This is a genomic window from Pseudoalteromonas sp. 120-MNA-CIBAN-0494 (assembly GCF_040308885.1).
Lineage (GTDB): Bacteria > Pseudomonadota > Gammaproteobacteria > Enterobacterales > Alteromonadaceae > Pseudoalteromonas > Pseudoalteromonas nigrifaciens.
The window spans coordinates 1-18,339 of record NZ_JBEOOE010000026.1 but is presented as its reverse complement, the minus strand read 5'-3'; the positions used below and the strand labels follow the sequence as shown (position 1 = coordinate 18,339).

Here is an 18,339-nt window from a genome sequence, read left to right as displayed (position 1 = left end):
CCAATTTGCTATTAGTGGCTATAGGTAAAACCTAAATAAACCTGACGACCAAAGTACTGGGTAGTACCGGTGATATTTTCATTGCCAAAGTAACTTTGGGTTGGTTCATCGGTAAGGTTATTAACCTGCAGCAACATGCCAAATGAGTCAGTAAATTGATAAGAGGTTTGAAAGTCAACCACGGTCTCAGCATCAAAATTGACCACCTGCTCATTGATCGCCACTTGCTCTGAGACAAAGTCTGAGCGGTAACGCACATTAAGGCGGGTTTCAAAATTATCTAAGCTGTAAAATATAGTGCCGTTTAACACGTTTTTAGACAAACCAGGTAAGCCTTGTGTAACCGTTTCACCACCTAAGCTAGTAATCGATTCAACTTCGCTTTCGGTGTATGAGTAGCTCCCGTTAAAACCGAGGCCATCAAACGGCGCGGGCAAAAACGAAAGTACTTGCGTGTAGGCAAGTTCAATACCGCGAATATAACCACCATTGGCGTTATTTACCGCCGTTGTGTAAGTGCCGTTAGTTGTGGCAACTTGCTCGCCGCTGACGGGGTTTTCTATATAGTCTGGAACGTTAAAACCGTTACCTTTAAAGTCAAACCCTTCAATGGCGATGGTATCGATAAACGAATCAATGTTTTTATAAAAACCTGCGATCACTAGCGCACCATCTGACTCATCAAAATAATGCTCGTAAGAGATATCGTATTGGTCGGCATAAAATGGTTTTAAGAATGGGTTATTGGTACTTGATCCGTTAATTTTTCCAGTAGTTTCATCAGCTTGTGCACTGGCATCTCCCGCTAGGCGATTAATCGGTGGACGCGACATCACTTTAGCCGCCGCAAAGCGTAATTGCGTGTTATCCGTTAGCTGAAAGTTTAAATTAAGGGATGGCAGATAATCGGTATACGTTGTGCCAAGTACATTAGGTAAATAATTTTGATTTATGATGCCGATGCTGTCGGTAATGTTTTGCGCACCCAGTGCCAAATCACCATTAACGTTTTCTAAAATAGTGGCCGATTGGTCGGTATCTACACGGCGAATACCAATATTACCCAGCACTGGCATAGTGCCAATTTCAGTATTAATATTGAGCATGGCGTAAGCTGAAAGCACTTCCTCGTATACCGAACCACTTTGTAACATAGTCCACGAGTAGTTAGTGGTGTAACCTTGTGGATCTACTACACCATCTGCGTTACCCCAGGTGGTCACCGGTGTAGGCGCACCTTCTGGGAACCACGCATTGAGCGCTTTATCTACATCAATCGCTAAATAGGATGGAAAGTAGCTAAACTTACCTTCCCAATCAACAACATTTACCATGTCATTGGTTAAACGCAGTGGCGGCTCAGTTGCTGAGAAATCACCGTCATTGCCGTATTCAAACACCGAACGATTGTTGCTGTATTCGCGATCTGAATAACGCGCACCAAATTCCACAGAGCTAAACCAGCTGTTATCCAACTCATATTTAAAATCAAGGCGATAAGCTTTTACTTCATCTTCATTTTGATAAGGGTAAATACCGTACTTACTGACCATTACCCGGTCGATATCACTAAATGCAGCGGCTTGATTAAAGCCTACATCTGGTAAATTAAGCCCATTAAGTTGGTAGTTTATAGATACGTTTTTATCTAACACCGGTTCTTGCGCTGTCGCATCTTCGGCAACCAACGCCCACAATAAACCATTGCGGAAATTACTTTTAGCCCGTGACAACGACACATCAACGTTAACATTTAAGCGCTCTGTCACTTGCCAATCAGCGTTAATGCCATAGCTATCTACTTCGTCAAAGTCTTGGTTATCATCATTGACAATTTCAACACGAGTGTAGCCTTTTGAAGTACGATTAACAGAGGCGCCAACCACTGAATTACCCTCTAGCTGAGCGTTTGTATAAGTGGCCGTTGGGCCGCCTAACTTTACTCGTAAACCACGGGCAAATGACTCAGTATCAAAGCGTGATAAAAACACGTCTCCTTTTAATTTAAAATTATCCACCGGCACCCACTCAATCGCCGCCATATAACCGTTACGGGTTTCTTCACCCCCTAAATGCTGGAGCTCAAAGCCTTCGCTGATATATTCGTTTTCTGGTTTTACTTCAGGGCCATTAGTATCATTAGCAACACCGTCGACATCTTTATGATCGTTATAGGCCTGGCCAATAAATTGTGTTGCTACGCTTGGTTGAAATAACCGTGCATAGCCAAGGGCGACACCTAAAGTATCGTCAAGATACTTACCTTGATAGGAAAAGCTGATGCGATCGCCAAACTCAGTGGCATCGTTCACCTCTGACGCTCGGTCGTTGTACATACCTCTGGCGTTAACCACAAACTTGTGTTGCTGATCATTATTAAGCGGGCTGGCTGTTTGCAGCTCTACCGTACCTGCCACGCCGCCTTCAATTAATGACGCCTTTGGTGATTTATACACCGCAGCTGAGCTGATCAACTCAGACGGGTATTGATCAAACTCAATACTGCGACTGCCGCTAGTTGATACTTGCTCGCGACCATTCAAAGTTGAAAATACAAAGCCACCGGACATACCGCGAATATTGATTTCTGCCGCTTGGCCGCCGGTTCGTACCGCAGAGATCCCCGGCAGTCGTGTCAGCGCATCAGCCATAGATACATCAGGCAAAGCGCCTAAATCATCCGCCGACAACTGCTCTGATACCGTATCGGTAAAGCGCTTTTGATTAAGTGATTGGATTAAACTACGACTAAAGCCACGCACTTCAATGACTTCAAGGTCTTCTTCTAGTTGTGGTTTTTTTACGGTGTTTGGTGCGTCACTTTCAGCCGCAGCCAATGCATTGCAGGTTGCAAACATCGCGAGCATTAACGCACTCAGTTTGAATTTCCCCATGAGTTTCCTACCCTATTGATTTTATAATTGTGTGCTGTTTATTTTTAATTTGTGGATAAAATAAAACCAATAAAGTGTAACCAAAAAGTAAATTAAGTGTGATGAATACGTATGCACCAGCAAGGGCAATAGCTAGCAAGGAAAGGAACTTAGTCATGAAGTGCTGCGATCATGTGGATAACGTAAAATATATCGACCAACTAAAAGGAAAAGTCAGCCACACGTCGTTATTTCACAGGAGCATTAAAAATTACTAAAACAGTTTTTAAGGTAAGCGGTAAGGATTGCTAAAATTGAATAAACTACACCATAAGCACCACTCTTATTGCCAACCCTATAAAAACCACCGCTAATATTTTATCAAGCCAAGGGGATGATTTAGTAAAAGCAAAACGCTTTTTTGAAAGCTCTGTCAAGGCTGCAACAAGCAAATACCAGCCGGTATCAATCAACAACACGGTTAAACACATGATCATACCAACCTGAAAAGTTAAGTTTACAGGGTCAATAAACTGTGAGAACAAGGCTAAAAAGAATACAGCGAGTTTAGGGTTCAAAAATGCGATAGCAAAGCCATCTTGCAAAGCCTGTTGAGCGCTACCACTTTGCTGAGCCACTTGGAGCTCTTCAGCGCTTGGCTTTGCAAGTAGTATTTTAATCCCTAAATAAGCTAAATACGCGGCGCCTAAATACACCAGTACTTGATACACAGTGGGAAATTGCATCATTAATGCGCCGAGGCCAAGTAACGACGCCGCGGCATAAAAACCGACCCCCACACCATGACTCAGCGCCGCCAACATGCCGTTCTTCATACTGCCATGAATACTGTGTTTTAACACCACAGCCAAACTAGGCCCAGGTGACATTGCGCCCATCATACAAATGGCGACTAAACTAAACCACAGTGAGAGGGTCATCTAAATCTCAAATTCATTATTTTCGATCAGTAATACATAACCATAAACTTGGCCGAAAAAACCAGTAATAGTACTCACATTAACTAGTTTCCAACCATCTTGGTTTAACTGATAAATTTTTTCATTAAGGGCCTCAAGGTTAATTCCACCAAAAAAGCGCGCCTTTTTAAATTCTATTATTTTTTGCACTGCAATAACCTTTTAAAGTTGATACTCAAAATCATAAAAGTGCACCCCATCTTCAATGCGAATCGCCATTTTTCCGCTAAGCCCTGTAAGTTCATTATTACCAGAATCTGGCACGACTTCTAAAATTAGACGATCTTGGCCTTTGTCCATAGTGCCAAAATGCTGCAGTACAAAACTGCCCTGTTTGCCTGCAAGTGTACCAACCACTTGTTCAATTGCTACATAACCGGCACTACCTTGAGTTGCGGTCATGGCACTGAGCATTTCGCCGGTGCTGGTCGCCTCAAGCTCCCCAGTAAAGGTTTTATCAATCGACATACGACCTAAATTTACGCCATCAATGCCTTTTGCATAGCCTTCAATGGGGTTGAGTTTAACGTTAAATTCACCGGTTACTTTATGAGTTGCCATGTTAGTCCCTTAGTTGTTATGAAGTTAGTTATTGAAATTATGATTTAAGTAACCATATCTATACCCTATTGCACAAAAAGAATCCAGCATGAGCACCAATAAAGCCGAGCCAAAAGACAAAGCAGCTTTTAGTAGTTTAATTCCGATTTTTCAGTTTATTAAGCCTTATAAATGGGTGGTATTTTCGGCGCTTGTAGCGCTACTTGTAACCGCTGGGGTTAATTTATCACTGGGCCAAGGGGTTAAATTTGTAATCGATCATGGCTTTATTGCAGGCTCCCAAGAACAGTTAAAACAAGCCATCATAGTGCTGATTGGCTTAATTAGCTTACTCGCAGTGGGAACATTCAGTCGCTTTTATTTAATGTCGTGGATTGGTGAACGCGTGAGTAACGATATTCGTAAAGCGGTATTTGATCGCATAGTTACTTTGCATCCAAGCTATTTTGAAGAGAACCGCAGCGGCGAATTAATGTCGCGCTTAACAACCGACACCACTTTATTGCAGTCAATCATTGGCTCGTCATTTTCCATGGCACTGCGCAGCGCACTGATGTTGGTAGGTGGTTTAGCCATGTTGCTATTTACTAATTTAAAGCTCACTTTAGTGGTAGTTGCCTGTGTGCCGCTGGTGTTAGTGCCAATGATGGTATTTGGCCGTAAAGTGCGCAAACTTGCCAGCTCTAGCCAAGATGCCATTGCCGATATCAGCACCTATGCAGGTGAGATCATTCAAAATATTAAAGTAGTGCAAAGTTATAGTCATGAACAACGTGAGCAAGCCGCATTTGCCGCTGAAACCGAAAAAGCCTTTAAGGTTGCGAAAAGCCGTATTAAACAACGTTCATTTTTAATTGCAGCGGTGATATTTTTAACCTTTAGCGCCATTAGTGTGATGCTGTGGGTCGGTGGTAGTGATGTACTGGCAGGGACTATGAGTGGTGGTGAGCTAGGTGCATTTGTGTTTTATGCCATTATGGTAGCAATGTCGGTAGCAACGGTGGCCGAGGTCTATGGCGAGCTGCAACGCGCGGCGGGTGCCGCAGCAAGACTACTTGAATTACTCGCGGTAAAAAGCGAAATAGTTAACCCAGTACAACATCTTGATGACCAGTTACACAACAATACTGATTTAGCCGCCATAGAGCTCAGTAATATTACCTTTAACTACCCGTCCCGCCCTGATGTTAGTGCACTTAAAAATGTATCACTCAGTATTGAGCAAGGGCAAACGGTGGCGATTGTAGGCCCTTCTGGTGCTGGTAAAACCACGTTATTTGAATTACTACAACGTTTTTACGACCCTGCCACTGGCGCTATAAAATTCCATGGCATTGATATAAAAGATCTCTCACTGAATACGCTACGAAACAGCATGGGCATGGTGGCACAAAACCCGATATTGTTTAGCTCTGATGTAATGCATAACATTCGTTATGGCAACCCAGATGCAACCGACGAACAAGTATATTCCGCAGCCAAACACGCCCATGCCGATGAGTTTATTGCGCAACTACCTAATGGTTACGAAAGCTTTTTAGGCGAGCAAGGGGTGCGTTTATCTGGCGGGCAAAAGCAACGTATTGTGCTTGCGCGAGCAATCTTAAAGGATCCTGAAATATTACTGCTTGATGAAGCAACCAGCGCCCTTGATGCACAAAGTGAGCATCATGTGCAAGCCGCGCTGGAACACTTAATGCAAAACAGAACCACCTTGATCATTGCGCATCGTCTGGCAACGGTAAAACATGCAGATATGATTGTGGTAATGGAACACGGAGAAATAATAGCAACAGGGAGCCATCAGCAATTACTGCAAAGCTCCCCGTTGTACCAGCGCTTATGTGAACTACAGTTCAATAAAGACTAGATTTTTATGTGCTTATTGCGTGTTAGGCACTATTTGAATTTCTACACGACGATTTTGTGCACGGCCATTTGCGCTATCGTTTGATGAAATTGGACGTGTTTCACCATAACCTGTAGTGCTAATTCGTTCAGCCATAATTTGCTGATTAACTAAATAGTTTTTAACACTTTGAGCGCGTTGCTGTGAAAGGCTCATATTATAGCTATCTTTACCTGTGCTATCGGTATGACCTTCTACGCTTAAATAAGTTTTTTCGTATTTGTTCATCACTTTAGCAATCGCACTTAGCGTATTGTGAAAGCCCGACGAAATATACGACTGATCGGTTGCAAAGGTAATATTTGACGGCATAACTAAACGTAAGTTATCGCCTTCACGTACCACTTCAACACCAGAACCCGCTAACTCGTCACGAAAAGCGGTTTCTTGTTTGTCCATGTAATCGCCTACTGCAGCACCAGCTAATGCACCAATTGCAGCACCAATAAAGATACGCTTATCTTTATGATTACCAGTAGCCTTACCTAATACACCACCAGCTGCAGCACCAATTGCCGCTCCTTTACCTGTGTTATTCATTTCACAACCGCTAAGTAATACAGCCACTACCGTTACGCTTAAAAGTGATTTAGTTAAAGTCATGCTATGTCCTATCTATTTAGTATTTTGCGCTATTATGCAAACATATGAATGAACAAGCCATGAAGAATCAATTAAAATTAGCATTTTATGCTGTATAACAACAAAAATACTATCGATAGCTGAGTTCATAAATATGTCATACTACTGGATGATAATTTTATAATTTATAACGAGGATTGGGGCGTAATGTTAATTGCTATTTTTAGACAGTTTTTTTTACTTGGCTGCATGAGTTTTGGTGGCCCTGCTGCTCACTTAGGCTATTTTAAGCGCCATTTTGTCGATACCCTAAATTGGCTCACTAACACCCGTTATGCACAGCTTATAAGCTTAAGCCAAGCCTTGCCTGGGCCTGGCTCTAGTCAAGTTAGTTTTGCCATTGGGGTAGAGCGCGCGGGTGTACTTGGTGGCATTGCTGCCTTTATTGGTTTTACCCTACCATCATTTTTAATTATGTTGCTATTGGCTATAAGTGCGCATCAGTTTGATGCTGTTTATTTTGCCATTATTGCTGGGTTAAAACTGTTTGCTGTGGTTATTGTCGCCGATGCCACATTAAGTATGGCAAAGAGCTTTTGCACTAGCGCAGCCCTAAAGCTATTAGCCGTACTAAGCACGTTAGCCTTAATACTTTTTCCTCTGCTGGGCACACAAATAGCTATTTTAATTACCGCGGCTGCTGTGGGTGCAATATGGCCATTATTAAAATTAAATCCGGAACCCGCACAGCAAAGTAAGTCAAAAAGTAATATAAATTGGCTCGCTTTAGGGTTATTTACACTGCTGCTAGTGCTCAGTTTCATTCCTTTGACTACTGAATTAGCTTTGTTTGCCCCCTTTTATCAAGCAGGTGCCATGGTGTTTGGTGGTGGCCATGTAGTATTACCTGTATTGCAAGCAAGCGTACCTACACTAAGCAGCGATCAGTTTTTGAGCGCCTATGCAAGCGCGCAAGCTGTGCCTGGACCCATGTTTACCATTGCTACTTACTTAGGTGCACAACTAAGTACCGAACAACCTTTATTTGGCGCTATCGTAGCCACTGTACTTATATTTATGCCCGGGTTTTTACTCATACTTGCGTTTCAAAAAAGTTGGTTAAACTTAGCCAACAAGCCTCGCTTTGCCAGTGTTATTGCCGCACTTAATGCCTCTGTAGTGGGTTTTTTAGCTGCGGCGCTGTATTCACCTATTTGGACATCGGCGGTGCACAATTTTTGGCACATTGCGCTAGTTATTGCAGCATTCGCTTGGCTAAGATTAAAAAAGCCACCTATTTGGTGGCTGTTAATACTCTTTATTACTACGGGGTTGGCTCAGTATTATTGGGCACTTTAATTTTAGGTTTTTCGCTTGTAGGCACGGCTGTGGGTGGGCTAAATTGGCCACTCACACTTTGATACGGACGCAGGCCAAAAATAGGTAACACAGCCAATAAATGATCCATTATTTCGGCTTGTAAATGCTCATACGATATCCAACGTTTATCGCTACTAAAGCAATAAAACTCAATCGGTAAGCCGTGGTTTGTCGGCTGTAACTCACGTACTAGCAAGGTCAGTGAAGTATTGATTTTTTTATGTTGCTTTAGGTAACCTTCGGCATAACGGCGAAACAAACCTAAATTAGACACAGGATCAGGCAGTGAAGACGTACGAATGTAGTCGGCCAAAGGTATAGCCGCTTCTATTTGCTGGCGAAAATCATCTTCAACTAAAAAAATACTATTCATATCAATATTAAGCGAGCGCTTCATGCGCCTCCCGGCAGACTCTTGCATACTACGCCAGTTTTTAAATGAACCTGCTACTAACATGTAAGTAGGAATAGTCGTTACAGTATTATCCCAGTTACGCACTCTTACTGTGTTTAACCCTAAATCAATTACTTCTCCGTCGGCCCCATAATTATCTACCTGGATCCAGTCGCCATACGTAACGAGTCTATTGGCTGCAATTTGAATGCTTGCGACAAACCCCAATATGGTGTCTTTAAATACTAATAAAGTGACGGCGGCAATAGCACCAAAACCCGAGAGAATATAAGTAGGTGATTTTTCTAGCACTATACTAACAATTAAAATAACACTGACAATAAAGGTAATTAATTTAACAACCTGAATTAATCCCTGAATGGGTACTTCGCGGGCAAAATCTAATTGATTATAAATAGCGCCCGCAATACTCACTATGCTACTAAAAATAAAGCCCGCATAAATAATGAGCAGCGCTTGGCCTAAGGTTTTTAAAATTTCCTCTGCAATCTCATTCACCGGGTACACACTATCAAATGTGGCTAGAAACAATGCACAGCAAAGTAAGCAAGCTATGCGCTTATTGAGCTTGTTTAGCATAGGTGCAAGTAAGCCAATGCGTTCAGGTGAGATTTTAGTAACAATTTTTTGGATCGCAGGAAACATTAAGCGACGAGTAAATAAGTACACAAATAATAATGAAAATATACCAATGGCGACGGCAGTAATAGTGCTTAGAAAAAAAGCGTCGGGCACTTTTTCAAACCAAGGCGCTATTAACTTCTGTAAGTGGGTATCGGTCATGGTATTTTTATTTCCTTGCGGGAGTTAGGTTTAAAATTACAGTGCTAGCTAGAGTAAAAAGCGCCATTGCAGCATAACCAATTATAGTAACTACAGCGGGTAATACCCGCTGTAAAATTAACAGAGCCAAGCAAAGTGACATTAAAAAACACTACCTAAGTTAATCTGTATTGACCGTGAATAGCTAAGTGTTTTTAGCGTAACTGTAGGCTCATATTTTTATGCATTTATTTTTGTTCAAGGTTTATTAATGTTTGGTTTTTTTCTTTCCATAACCGATTAAGCTCACTTTGAAAGCGCACTCTAAAGTCGGGATCGTTAGTGTAGTCACCAATTAGCTCGTCACTGACCGGTCTTACTTCAACATGTACGTTTATATTTTTTACTTTACCGCTGGCAAAATCCATAAAGGTCGGAATGCCCTCAGGATAATGAATAGTCACATTAACTACTTTAGTAATTTGCTCTCCCATAGCTTGCATTACAAAGGCAACGCCTCCTGCTTTGGGTTTTAACAAATGTGGAAAAGGGCTGTTTTGGCGAGCGTGCTTTTGCTTCGTATAGCGCGTACCTTCTACAAAATTAACCACACTTACTGGCATTTCTTTAAATTTTTCGCAGGCCTTACGCGTGGTTTCTAAATCTTTACCGCGTAATTTAGGGTTCTTTTTAAGCTGACTTTTACTCGTACGAGTCATGAACGGAAAATCAAGCGCCCACCAGCACAAACCTAATATAGGCACGTAAATAAGCTCTTTTTTCAAAAAGAAATTTAAAAAGGGTATTTTGCGATTTAATACGCGTTGCAATACTAAAATATCAACCCAGCTTTGATGATTAGCTATAACTAAATACCAATCTTTTAGCTTTATATCTTCAAGCCCAGTAACGTTAATTTTAGTTGGCGTAAATAATTTTTGATTTAAGCTGTTAAAGGTAACCCAAATAGTGGCAAATTGTTTGGCGGCCCAACTCATTAACTTTTGTAGCGGCTTAATTGGTATAAGCTTAATAACACCACAAATAAAAATTGGCACAAACCAAATAAGAGTATTTATAAAGTACAACAAAATACTAAATACACTGCGGATAACTGACATTGTTTCTATTCCTTTAAATAGCGCGCAGCAGCTAATTACTGCGCTTTTTATACTTAATTAATAATGGCTGAGGTTAGTCCTCAAAATAGGTATAGCCTTCTAGTCCCGCATTAAGCTCTGCTAAATAGCCTGCTTTACATGGCTCAGACACATCGAGCTTATTAATTTGCTCTGCAAAGTTGTCTGCTAAAATGGCGCTATCATAGTCAACACACTTTAATACATCCTTAACGCTGTCACCTTTAATGGCGTTAGTAAGTACATAACCATCATCGTTTAACTCCACATGCACTGAGTCGGTGTCGCCAAATAGGTTGTGTAAGTCACCTAAAATTTCTTGATAAGCGCCAACCATAAACATTGCAATATGATACTGCTGCCCTTGTGTATATTCAGGTATAGGTAAGCTTGTTTCTATACCTGCACCTTCTACATATTCGCGAATTTGCCCATCAGAATCACACGTTATATCTTGAATAATAGCGCGCTGGGTAAGCGGTTGAGTGAGGTTTTCAATAGGCATTACTGGGAACAATTGGCCAATTCCCCATATATCTGGCAACGATTGAAATAGTGAAAAATTAACAAATAATTTATCAGCTAATTTTTCGTTTAAATCATCGAGTACTTCGCGATGCGCACGCACATTATTGCTCAAAGATGAGCGCACCCGATGTAAAATAGTAAAGTAAAGTTGCTCTATTTTCGCCCACTCTAGCATGCTCACTAAACCGTGTACGTACTGATCGTGTGCTTCGCTAAATAAGTGCATTGCGTCGTGATAAATTTCCAGCGCCATACGCGGGCTTAAACGCTGTAAACATTGCCACATTTCATCTAATACCAGTGTACTGTTTTGCGCAGGCGCCTCTGGGTTTAAGTGATTAGGCGCTTTTTCAACGTCAATTACATCGGTAATTAATACCGCGTGGTGCGCGGTTAACGCACGCCCTGATTCAGTAATAATGGCCGGATGAGTTAATTGATGTTGGTCACACACCTCAGAAAACGCATTTACTACGTTACGGGCATATTCTGCAACGGTATAGTTCATTGAACACGCACTACGTGAACCCGAACCTTCGTAATCAACCCCTAACCCACCGCCTACATCAACGGTATTAAGTGGTACACCTAACTGAGTAAGTTCAGCAAAATGGCGTGCACATTCACGCAAAGCGCGGTGAATATCGCGAATATTGGCTATTTGAGAGCCAATATGAAAATGCACCATTTGCATTAAGTGCAATTTATTATGTTTTTTTAACACTTCAACAGCGCTAAGCACTTGCCCTGCCGTTAAACCAAATTTACCTTTTTCGCCACCGGTGTTTTGCCATTTACCTTTGCCCACTGAGTTTAGGCGAATACGAATACCAATAGCCGGTTCAATGCCTAAATTATCAATTTCTTCCAGTAAGGTGGTTAACTCCGAGAGCTTCTCTACCACTATTTTAACTTTGTGACCCATAGCCTGACCAATACAGGCTAAGCGTAAAAACTCACTGTCTTTATAGCCATTACACACAATAGTAATGGGCTCTTTTGCCACCCCTAAAATAGCCATTAGCTCTGGTTTAGAGCCAGCTTCAAGGCCAACCAGCCCGCTAGGGTGAGCTAAAAGTTTACTCACTACAGAGCGCTGCTGATTTACTTTGATTGGATAAACGCAGGTATATTCGCCTTGATACTCACGATTTGCTCGTGCTTGAGTAAAGGCATTGGTAAGCGTATCTACCCGGTTTTGTAATATATCGGTAAAGCGCACCAATACTGGTAAGGTTAAACCCTGTTGTTTAAATTGTTCGGTTAATTGCGTTAAAGAAATTGCGGCCTTTGCTTGGTCGCCATCTGGGTAGGCCACCAACTCGCCTTGTGCGTTAATATCAAAATAGCCTTCACTCCAATGTGCAACATTATAAGTGGCACGTGCTGTTTCTAAACCCCAAGTCATGGCAACTCTTCTTTAATCAATTAAATACAATGACGCATTTTAATACGTCGCTATCCTCTAGGCTAACAAAAATTGAACTTTCCCTCATTCCTAACTAACTTTATTGGTTAAATCAGTTAAAATGTCATTGAGCAAAACGTCAAGCACTGGCAAAATTGCCCCCTTTTTCATCCTCAACTTAAAAAAGTGTAATAGTAACTATGGCAAATTTAGATCAAAGTAAGTGGTTTACTGAAATTAGCGACCGCGATGGCAGCGCATTTTCATTACGTATTAACAAAAAGTTAGATGAAAAACAGTCTCCTTTTCAAAAAGTAGACATGTTCGAAACCACCGACTTTGGTAATTTAATGATCATCGACGGTTGCACTATGGTAAGTAGCCGCGAAAACTTTTTTTATCATGAGATGATCAGCCACCCTGCACTTTTAGCGCACCCAGCACCTAAAAATGTAGTTATTATTGGCGGCGGCGACTGCGGTACCTTACGCGAAGTGTTAAAGCACCCTGGTGTAGAGAGCGTTACGCAAATAGATATAGACGAAGTAGTAACGCAAATGTCGTTAAAATACTTCCCAGAGCTGTGTGAATCTAACAACGATCCTCGTGCAACAGTTATGTTTGACGACGGCATTAAATACATGCGCGAAGCCGCAAGCGAATCAATCGATGTTGTTATTGTTGATGGCACCGACCCAGTAGGCCCAGGTGAAGGTTTATTTAATCATGCATTTTACACTAGCTGCTTAAACGCCCTTCGCCCAGGTGGCATTTTAGTACAACAAAGCGAATCACCGCTTATGCATATGCCGTTATTAGTTGAAATGCGCGAAGCTATGCTAACGGTAGGTTTTAACGACTTACAAACACTGCCATTCCCGCAACCTATATACCCAAGTGGTTTATGGTCAGTAACTTTAGCGCGTAAATCTGCAGCCTTTAATGGCTTTAGAGAAGATGCAGCAGCCGATATTGCAAAGAACAGCGAATACTACAACAACGGCATTCATCACGGTGCATTAGCTACGCCAAACTTTATGCAACGCGCTTTTGATAAAAAATAATCTCGCAATCTAAGCAATACTAAATTAAGGGCTCAACAGAGCCCTTTTTTATTGCTTAGCGTACAAGCAACCTCACTGCTCACTTTTTATCACCCTGAATACGTATGCAACCTGTCGTATTCACCACCCTCTCGCTTTATGCTTGATAGCCAAACACGTCGCTAACCCAAGGAACTATTATGCGCACATTGGCACTGCTACTCATGGCTTTTTCAAGTATCACGGTTGCTCAAACAGCTACCGTACAATCGCCTGACGGTAATATAAAAATAATCATCTCAGACGAGCAGAGTACACCTAGTTATTCTATTAGTTTTAAAAATAAAACAGTCATTAATAATTCTGCTCTCGGGTTTGAATTTAAACAACATGCACCGTTTAGTAACAGCTTTAAAATAACCAAAGTTCAACAACAAAGTACCAACACTCAGTGGCAACAACCTTGGGGCGAGCGACAAACGGTTGTAGATCAGCATAACGAGGTAACTGTAACCTTTGCTAAGCCACAACCTCAAGGCGGTACTTATAGCGTGCGCTTTAAAGCGTTTGATAGTGGCGTGGGTTTTAGATACGAAGTACCAAAACAAGCAGGCCTTAACAATATTGAAATAACCAAAGAGCTTACCGAGTTTGCTGTTAATAACAGCCACACAGCTACAGCTTGGTGGATCCCTGCCCGCGGCTGGAATCGCTACGAATATGTATATAATACCACCCCATTAAACGATGCCGCATTGGTACATACGCCATTTACCTTTAAAAACCAAGATGGTGTGCATATTAGTATTCATGAAGCCGCCCTTGTTGATTACGCCGCCATGGTACTTAATCAACGCCGCCCTGGGGTTTTTCAAGCCGATTTAACGCCATGGTCGAGCGGTGTTGCCGTTAAAAAACAGGGCGCGTTTAATACCCCATGGCGCACTATTCAAATTGGCGAAAAAGCCGTTGATTTAGTTAACTCAGATATCATTTTAAATCTAAATGAGCCAAATAAACTCGGTGACGTGTCGTGGGTAAAACCTGGTAAATACATAGGTATTTGGTGGGGTATGCATATAAATACACACACTTGGGGCAGCGGCGACAAACACGGCGCTACTACAAAAAATACCAAATACTACATGGACTTTGCCGCCAAATATGGTTTTGATGGCGTATTAGTTGAAGGCTGGAACACAGGCTGGGATGGCGACTGGTTTTTTAATGGTGATGTGTTTAGCTTTACTCAGCCCTACGATGATTTTGATATAGCAGCGCTAACAAAATATTCTAAGCAAACAGGCGTGCAACTCATTGGCCATCACGAAACATCCGGCAACGTCAGTAACTATCGCAAGCAAATGGCAGATGCCTTTGCATTGTATGAAAAATCTAACGTTAGCCAAGTTAAAACCGGTTACGTAGCCGATGGCGGAAACATTAAGCGCATTGACAAAAACGGTATAGCTCGCCATGAGTGGCACGACGGCCAATTTATGGTTAACGAGTACTTACATAACGTTAAGCTAGCTGCTAAACATAAAATAAGTATTAACACCCACGAGCCGATTAAAGATACCGGACTGCGCCGTACTTATCCAAACTGGATCACTCGAGAAGGCGCACGCGGACAAGAGTTTAACGCATGGGGTACTCCTCCTAATCCACCCGAGCACATTGCTATGCTGGCATTTACCCGCATGCTTGCTGGGCCTATGGATTTTACTCCTGGTATTTTCGATTTAAGTTTTAACGGTTTAGGCGCTAATACTAATCGCCCGCAAACTACGCTGGCTAAACAACTAGCATTGTATGTTGTATTGTATAGTCCGATTCAAATGGCGGCCGACCTACCTAAAAATTATTTAGCTAAACCCGATGCATTTCAATTTATTCAAGACGTACCGACCGACTGGCAACAAAGCATTGCCCTTGATGGTGCAGTAGGTGACTTTATTGTATTTGCGCGAAAAGAGCGAAAGCGCGACAAATATACCGGCAACGACTGGTATTTAGGCGCAGTGACTGACGAGCAAGCGCGTACTATTGAGATTAGTTTAGACTTTTTAGATAACGGCAAACAGTTTGAGGCACATATTTATAAAGATGGTAAGAATGCCGAGTGGGAAAATAATCCGTACGATTTAACTATTGAAAAACGCCTTGTTACTGCAAGCGATAAATTAACGCTTAAGCTGGCCACCAGTGGCGGTACGGCTATTCGTTTTAAAGCACTTTAATCGCTTACTGCGTGTTTATAATTTTGGCCAGCACAACTTAATAGCAACCCGCTGCAGTAAAGTGGGTTGGTATTATACTTTAATTGGTAAGTAAATTTGTGCACTTAACCCGCCCTCAGGCCGGTTAGATAATTTAACTTTACCGTTATGTATATCTATAATGCGTTTAATAATAGCCAGCCCTAAACCGCTGCCCTCGCTACCACGTGCTGTATCGCCTTGCTTAAACGGCTCAAATACCGACTCCAGTTCGCCCTCTGGTATACCCGGGCCACTATCGTTTACCGCAATAACAACATACTTTTTATTGCTATTAAAATAGCAGAGCACTTCAATATCACCTTCTGAGTAACGCAGCGCATTTTCAATCATATTGGTTATTACACGCTTAATTGCCACTGCACTAATAGGTATATTGCCAATACTAGGATTACCTTTAAAGGTAATTACTCGCTGGTGTTTAAGCTCAGTGTGCACTACCTCTGCCACTAACGCGTTAATGTCCTCACAGCTTAGCTCTTCACGTTTGTGATGGCGTAAATATTCAATGAACTGGTCGATAATGCCGTTCATGTCTTCAATATCGTAAATAATGCCTTCACGCAAATAGTCATCTTCATCTGCCATCATTTCGGTGGCTAAACGAATGCGGGTTAGTGGAGTGCGTAAATCATGAGACACCCCTGCCATTAACAGCCGACGATCATTTTCAAGCGCAGCAATACCCCGCGACATTTGATTAAATGCCCGTGTTACAGCAATAACTTCACTCGATCCTTGTTCGGCTAACTTAGTACTAAAATCGCCTTTACCTACCTTAACCGCCGCTTGTTGCAATGCTTTTAGCGGCCTATTTAAGTGCCTAGCAAATAACCAGCCACCTAATACACTTAAAAAACCAATACTTGATAAGTAAAAGGTTAAAAACTCGAGGTTATTTTCTTTAAACCCACTAAGCGGCACTTTTACCCAATAACCTAATGCTTGCGGGGCTTCTACCCAGTATATGAGTGGATCGGTTTGGCTAATACGCACCCGCGCAGAACCATTTAGCTGCTCAGACATACTACGCGATAATACCGAATATTCGCGACTTTGCCCCAAACCACTGCGCATTGCTTCATGCTGAGTCATGACTTCAATACCGGTAATTTCAAAAAACTTATCCGATACTTCATTAGTTACTTCAACACCATCTTCCCAGTCAATAAATACGGTTTTAATTTGCTTAGCCAGCATTAAATTAACTTGCTCAATGGTAGGTTTTACTACGTATAAGCTCACCGTTACGTAAGATACTATTTGATTTATTAACAGCAAAGCCGCCACTAAAAAAACGGTTTGCCCAAATGCACTACGCGGAAATAGTCCCATATAAATTACTTTTCACCATCGGGAACAAATACATATCCTAAGCCCCAAACAGTTTGAATATAACGTGGGCTGGCGGCATCTAACTCAATCATGCGGCGAAGTCGCGACACTTGCACATCAATACTGCGCTCCAGTGCGCTGTAATCTCGCCCGCGCGCTAGGTTCATCAATTTATCACGGCTCAGCGGCTCACGTGGATGCAAGACCAGCGCTTTAAGCACTGCAAATTCGCCACTGGTTAAGGAAATTGTTTTTTCGCCTTCGCTCATTTCGCGAGTGGCTAAATTAAGCGAAAATCGCCCAAATTCAATCAAATTTTCTTCTGCAGCAGGTGCGCCCGGCACTTCTTTGGCACGGCGTCGTAAAATAGCTTTTATTCGCGCTAACAGCTCTCGTGGATTAAATGGTTTTGGAATGTAGTCGTCTGCTCCCAATTCAAGGCCAATAATACGGTCAACCTCATCACCTTTAGCGGTAAGCATAACAATTGGAATGTCGTTTTCTTTTTGGCGTAAACGACGACAAATAGACAAACCATCTTCACCCGGCAGCATTAAATCGAGCACCATTAAATGAAAGTTTTCACGTTCGATAAGCCGATCCATTTGCTCTGAATTACCCGCTGTTCTTACAATAAAGCCTTGCTCTACTAAATAGCGCTCCAGTAAGCTGCGTAAACGCATGTCATCATCTACAACCAATACTTTTGTCGTTTCGTGTCCCATTGTGTTTCTTATTTTTATAATCTATTACCCATTAATATAAATGAAAAAACCTGTAAGCAACAATTTATTAGCCGCTTAGATTGTTACTGAACATTTCAAACTCATTTGTGCGCGTGTTTTATTAATAATACACTCGACAAGTTTGGGTTATTTTAATACCTTGCTCTGTATGAGTATTAAAAAAGAACATGGCGTGAAAACAAACTTAATTACCCGCGAAGGCTACTTACAATTACAACAAGAACATACCCATTTATGGAATGTAAAACGCCCTGAAATCACCAAAATAGTAAGCTGGGCGGCCAGCCTAGGAGATAGATCTGAAAATGCAGATTATGCCATTAGAACCATTACAAACATACTAAATACTATAAGAGCTAAGCTTTTAAAGCTTCAAAAACTAGTATGCGTACTATT

At 41.8% G+C, this 18,339-nt stretch carries 14 protein-coding genes and 1 pseudogene; 5 read left to right on the top strand and 10 right to left on the bottom strand.

What is annotated here, in order from left to right; genetic code table 11:
* Positions 1 to 11: 11 nt before the first annotated feature.
* From AAEY55_RS13920 to AAEY55_RS13905, 4 genes are all read right to left on the bottom strand, one after another.
* Positions 12 to 2,894 carry a TonB-dependent receptor gene (locus tag AAEY55_RS13920; protein WP_193038923.1) on the bottom strand — a complete coding sequence of 961 codons (2,883 nt, stop codon included), beginning with the start codon at positions 2,892 to 2,894 and terminating at the stop codon, positions 12 to 14.
* Between the two features lie 302 nt (positions 2,895 to 3,196).
* Positions 3,197 to 3,814 carry a LysE family translocator gene (locus tag AAEY55_RS13915; protein ID WP_089368848.1) on the bottom strand — a complete coding sequence of 206 codons (618 nt, stop codon included), beginning with the start codon at positions 3,812 to 3,814 and terminating at the stop codon, positions 3,197 to 3,199.
* Positions 3,815 to 4,003: a hypothetical protein gene (locus AAEY55_RS13910; protein ID WP_076922740.1), complete on the bottom strand. Its 189-nt coding sequence runs from the start codon at positions 4,001 to 4,003 to the stop codon at positions 3,815 to 3,817.
* Between the two features lie 12 nt (positions 4,004 to 4,015).
* A complete protein-coding gene (locus tag AAEY55_RS13905) occupies positions 4,016 to 4,414 on the bottom strand; it encodes a DUF3224 domain-containing protein (RefSeq protein ID WP_089368849.1) in 399 nt (132 codons plus the stop codon).
* An 88-nt stretch (positions 4,415 to 4,502) separates the two neighbouring features.
* Between AAEY55_RS13905 and AAEY55_RS13900 the strand changes: the two genes are divergently transcribed.
* A complete protein-coding gene (locus tag AAEY55_RS13900) occupies positions 4,503 to 6,284 on the top strand; it encodes an ABC transporter transmembrane domain-containing protein (RefSeq protein ID WP_089368850.1) in 1,782 nt (593 codons plus the stop codon).
* A 12-nt stretch (positions 6,285 to 6,296) separates the two neighbouring features.
* Here AAEY55_RS13900 and AAEY55_RS13895 read toward each other — a convergent pair whose 3' ends face one another.
* Complete coding sequence (locus AAEY55_RS13895) at positions 6,297 to 6,926, bottom strand: OmpA family protein (protein ID WP_011329470.1); 630 nt, start codon at positions 6,924 to 6,926, stop codon at positions 6,297 to 6,299.
* A 186-nt stretch (positions 6,927 to 7,112) separates the two neighbouring features.
* Here AAEY55_RS13895 and chrA point away from each other — a divergent pair, with 186 nt between their 5' ends.
* Positions 7,113 to 8,264, top strand: coding sequence for a chromate efflux transporter (chrA, locus tag AAEY55_RS13890; RefSeq protein ID WP_192531952.1), 1,152 nt, complete (start codon positions 7,113 to 7,115; stop codon positions 8,262 to 8,264).
* On the opposite strand, the gene AAEY55_RS13885 is transcribed toward chrA, so the two are convergent.
* The 3 genes from AAEY55_RS13885 to speA all read right to left on the bottom strand — a co-directional run bounded on the left by AAEY55_RS13885 (position 8,230) and on the right by speA (position 12,537).
* Positions 8,230 to 9,483, bottom strand: coding sequence for a mechanosensitive ion channel family protein (locus AAEY55_RS13885; RefSeq protein WP_011329472.1), 1,254 nt, complete (start codon positions 9,481 to 9,483; stop codon positions 8,230 to 8,232). The genes chrA and AAEY55_RS13885 overlap by 35 nt on opposite strands.
* Positions 9,484 to 9,710: 227 nt before the next feature.
* Positions 9,711 to 10,583, bottom strand: a complete 873-nt coding sequence (locus tag AAEY55_RS13880) for an acyltransferase (RefSeq protein WP_011329473.1) — start codon at positions 10,581 to 10,583, stop codon at positions 9,711 to 9,713.
* A 73-nt stretch (positions 10,584 to 10,656) separates the two neighbouring features.
* Positions 10,657 to 12,537 (bottom strand): biosynthetic arginine decarboxylase, encoded by a 1,881-nt coding sequence (gene speA / locus AAEY55_RS13875; protein WP_011329474.1) that lies wholly within the window; start codon positions 12,535 to 12,537, stop codon positions 10,657 to 10,659.
* A 200-nt stretch (positions 12,538 to 12,737) separates the two neighbouring features.
* Here speA and speE point away from each other — a divergent pair, with 200 nt between their 5' ends.
* Both speE and AAEY55_RS13865 read left to right on the top strand, forming a co-directional pair.
* Positions 12,738 to 13,601 carry a polyamine aminopropyltransferase gene (gene speE, locus AAEY55_RS13870; protein ID WP_089368852.1) on the top strand — a complete coding sequence of 288 codons (864 nt, stop codon included), beginning with the start codon at positions 12,738 to 12,740 and terminating at the stop codon, positions 13,599 to 13,601.
* Positions 13,602 to 13,780: 179 nt separating this feature from the next.
* Positions 13,781 to 15,823 (top strand): glycoside hydrolase family 97 protein, encoded by a 2,043-nt coding sequence (locus AAEY55_RS13865; RefSeq protein ID WP_089368853.1) that lies wholly within the window; start codon positions 13,781 to 13,783, stop codon positions 15,821 to 15,823.
* Between the two features lie 72 nt (positions 15,824 to 15,895).
* Here the strand turns inward: AAEY55_RS13865 and envZ are convergent, their stop codons facing one another.
* Together envZ and ompR are read right to left on the bottom strand one after the other, a co-directional pair.
* Positions 15,896 to 17,197 carry a two-component system sensor histidine kinase EnvZ gene (gene envZ / locus AAEY55_RS13860; protein ID WP_089368854.1) on the bottom strand — a complete coding sequence of 434 codons (1,302 nt, stop codon included), beginning with the start codon at positions 17,195 to 17,197 and terminating at the stop codon, positions 15,896 to 15,898.
* A 5-nt stretch (positions 17,198 to 17,202) separates the two neighbouring features.
* Positions 17,203 to 17,922, bottom strand: coding sequence for a two-component system response regulator OmpR (gene ompR, locus AAEY55_RS13855; protein WP_089368855.1), 720 nt, complete (start codon positions 17,920 to 17,922; stop codon positions 17,203 to 17,205).
* Between the two features lie 193 nt (positions 17,923 to 18,115).
* Between ompR and AAEY55_RS13850 the strand changes: the two are divergent.
* Positions 18,116 to 18,339: pseudogene (locus AAEY55_RS13850) on the top strand (transcription elongation factor GreB); the annotation flags it as partial.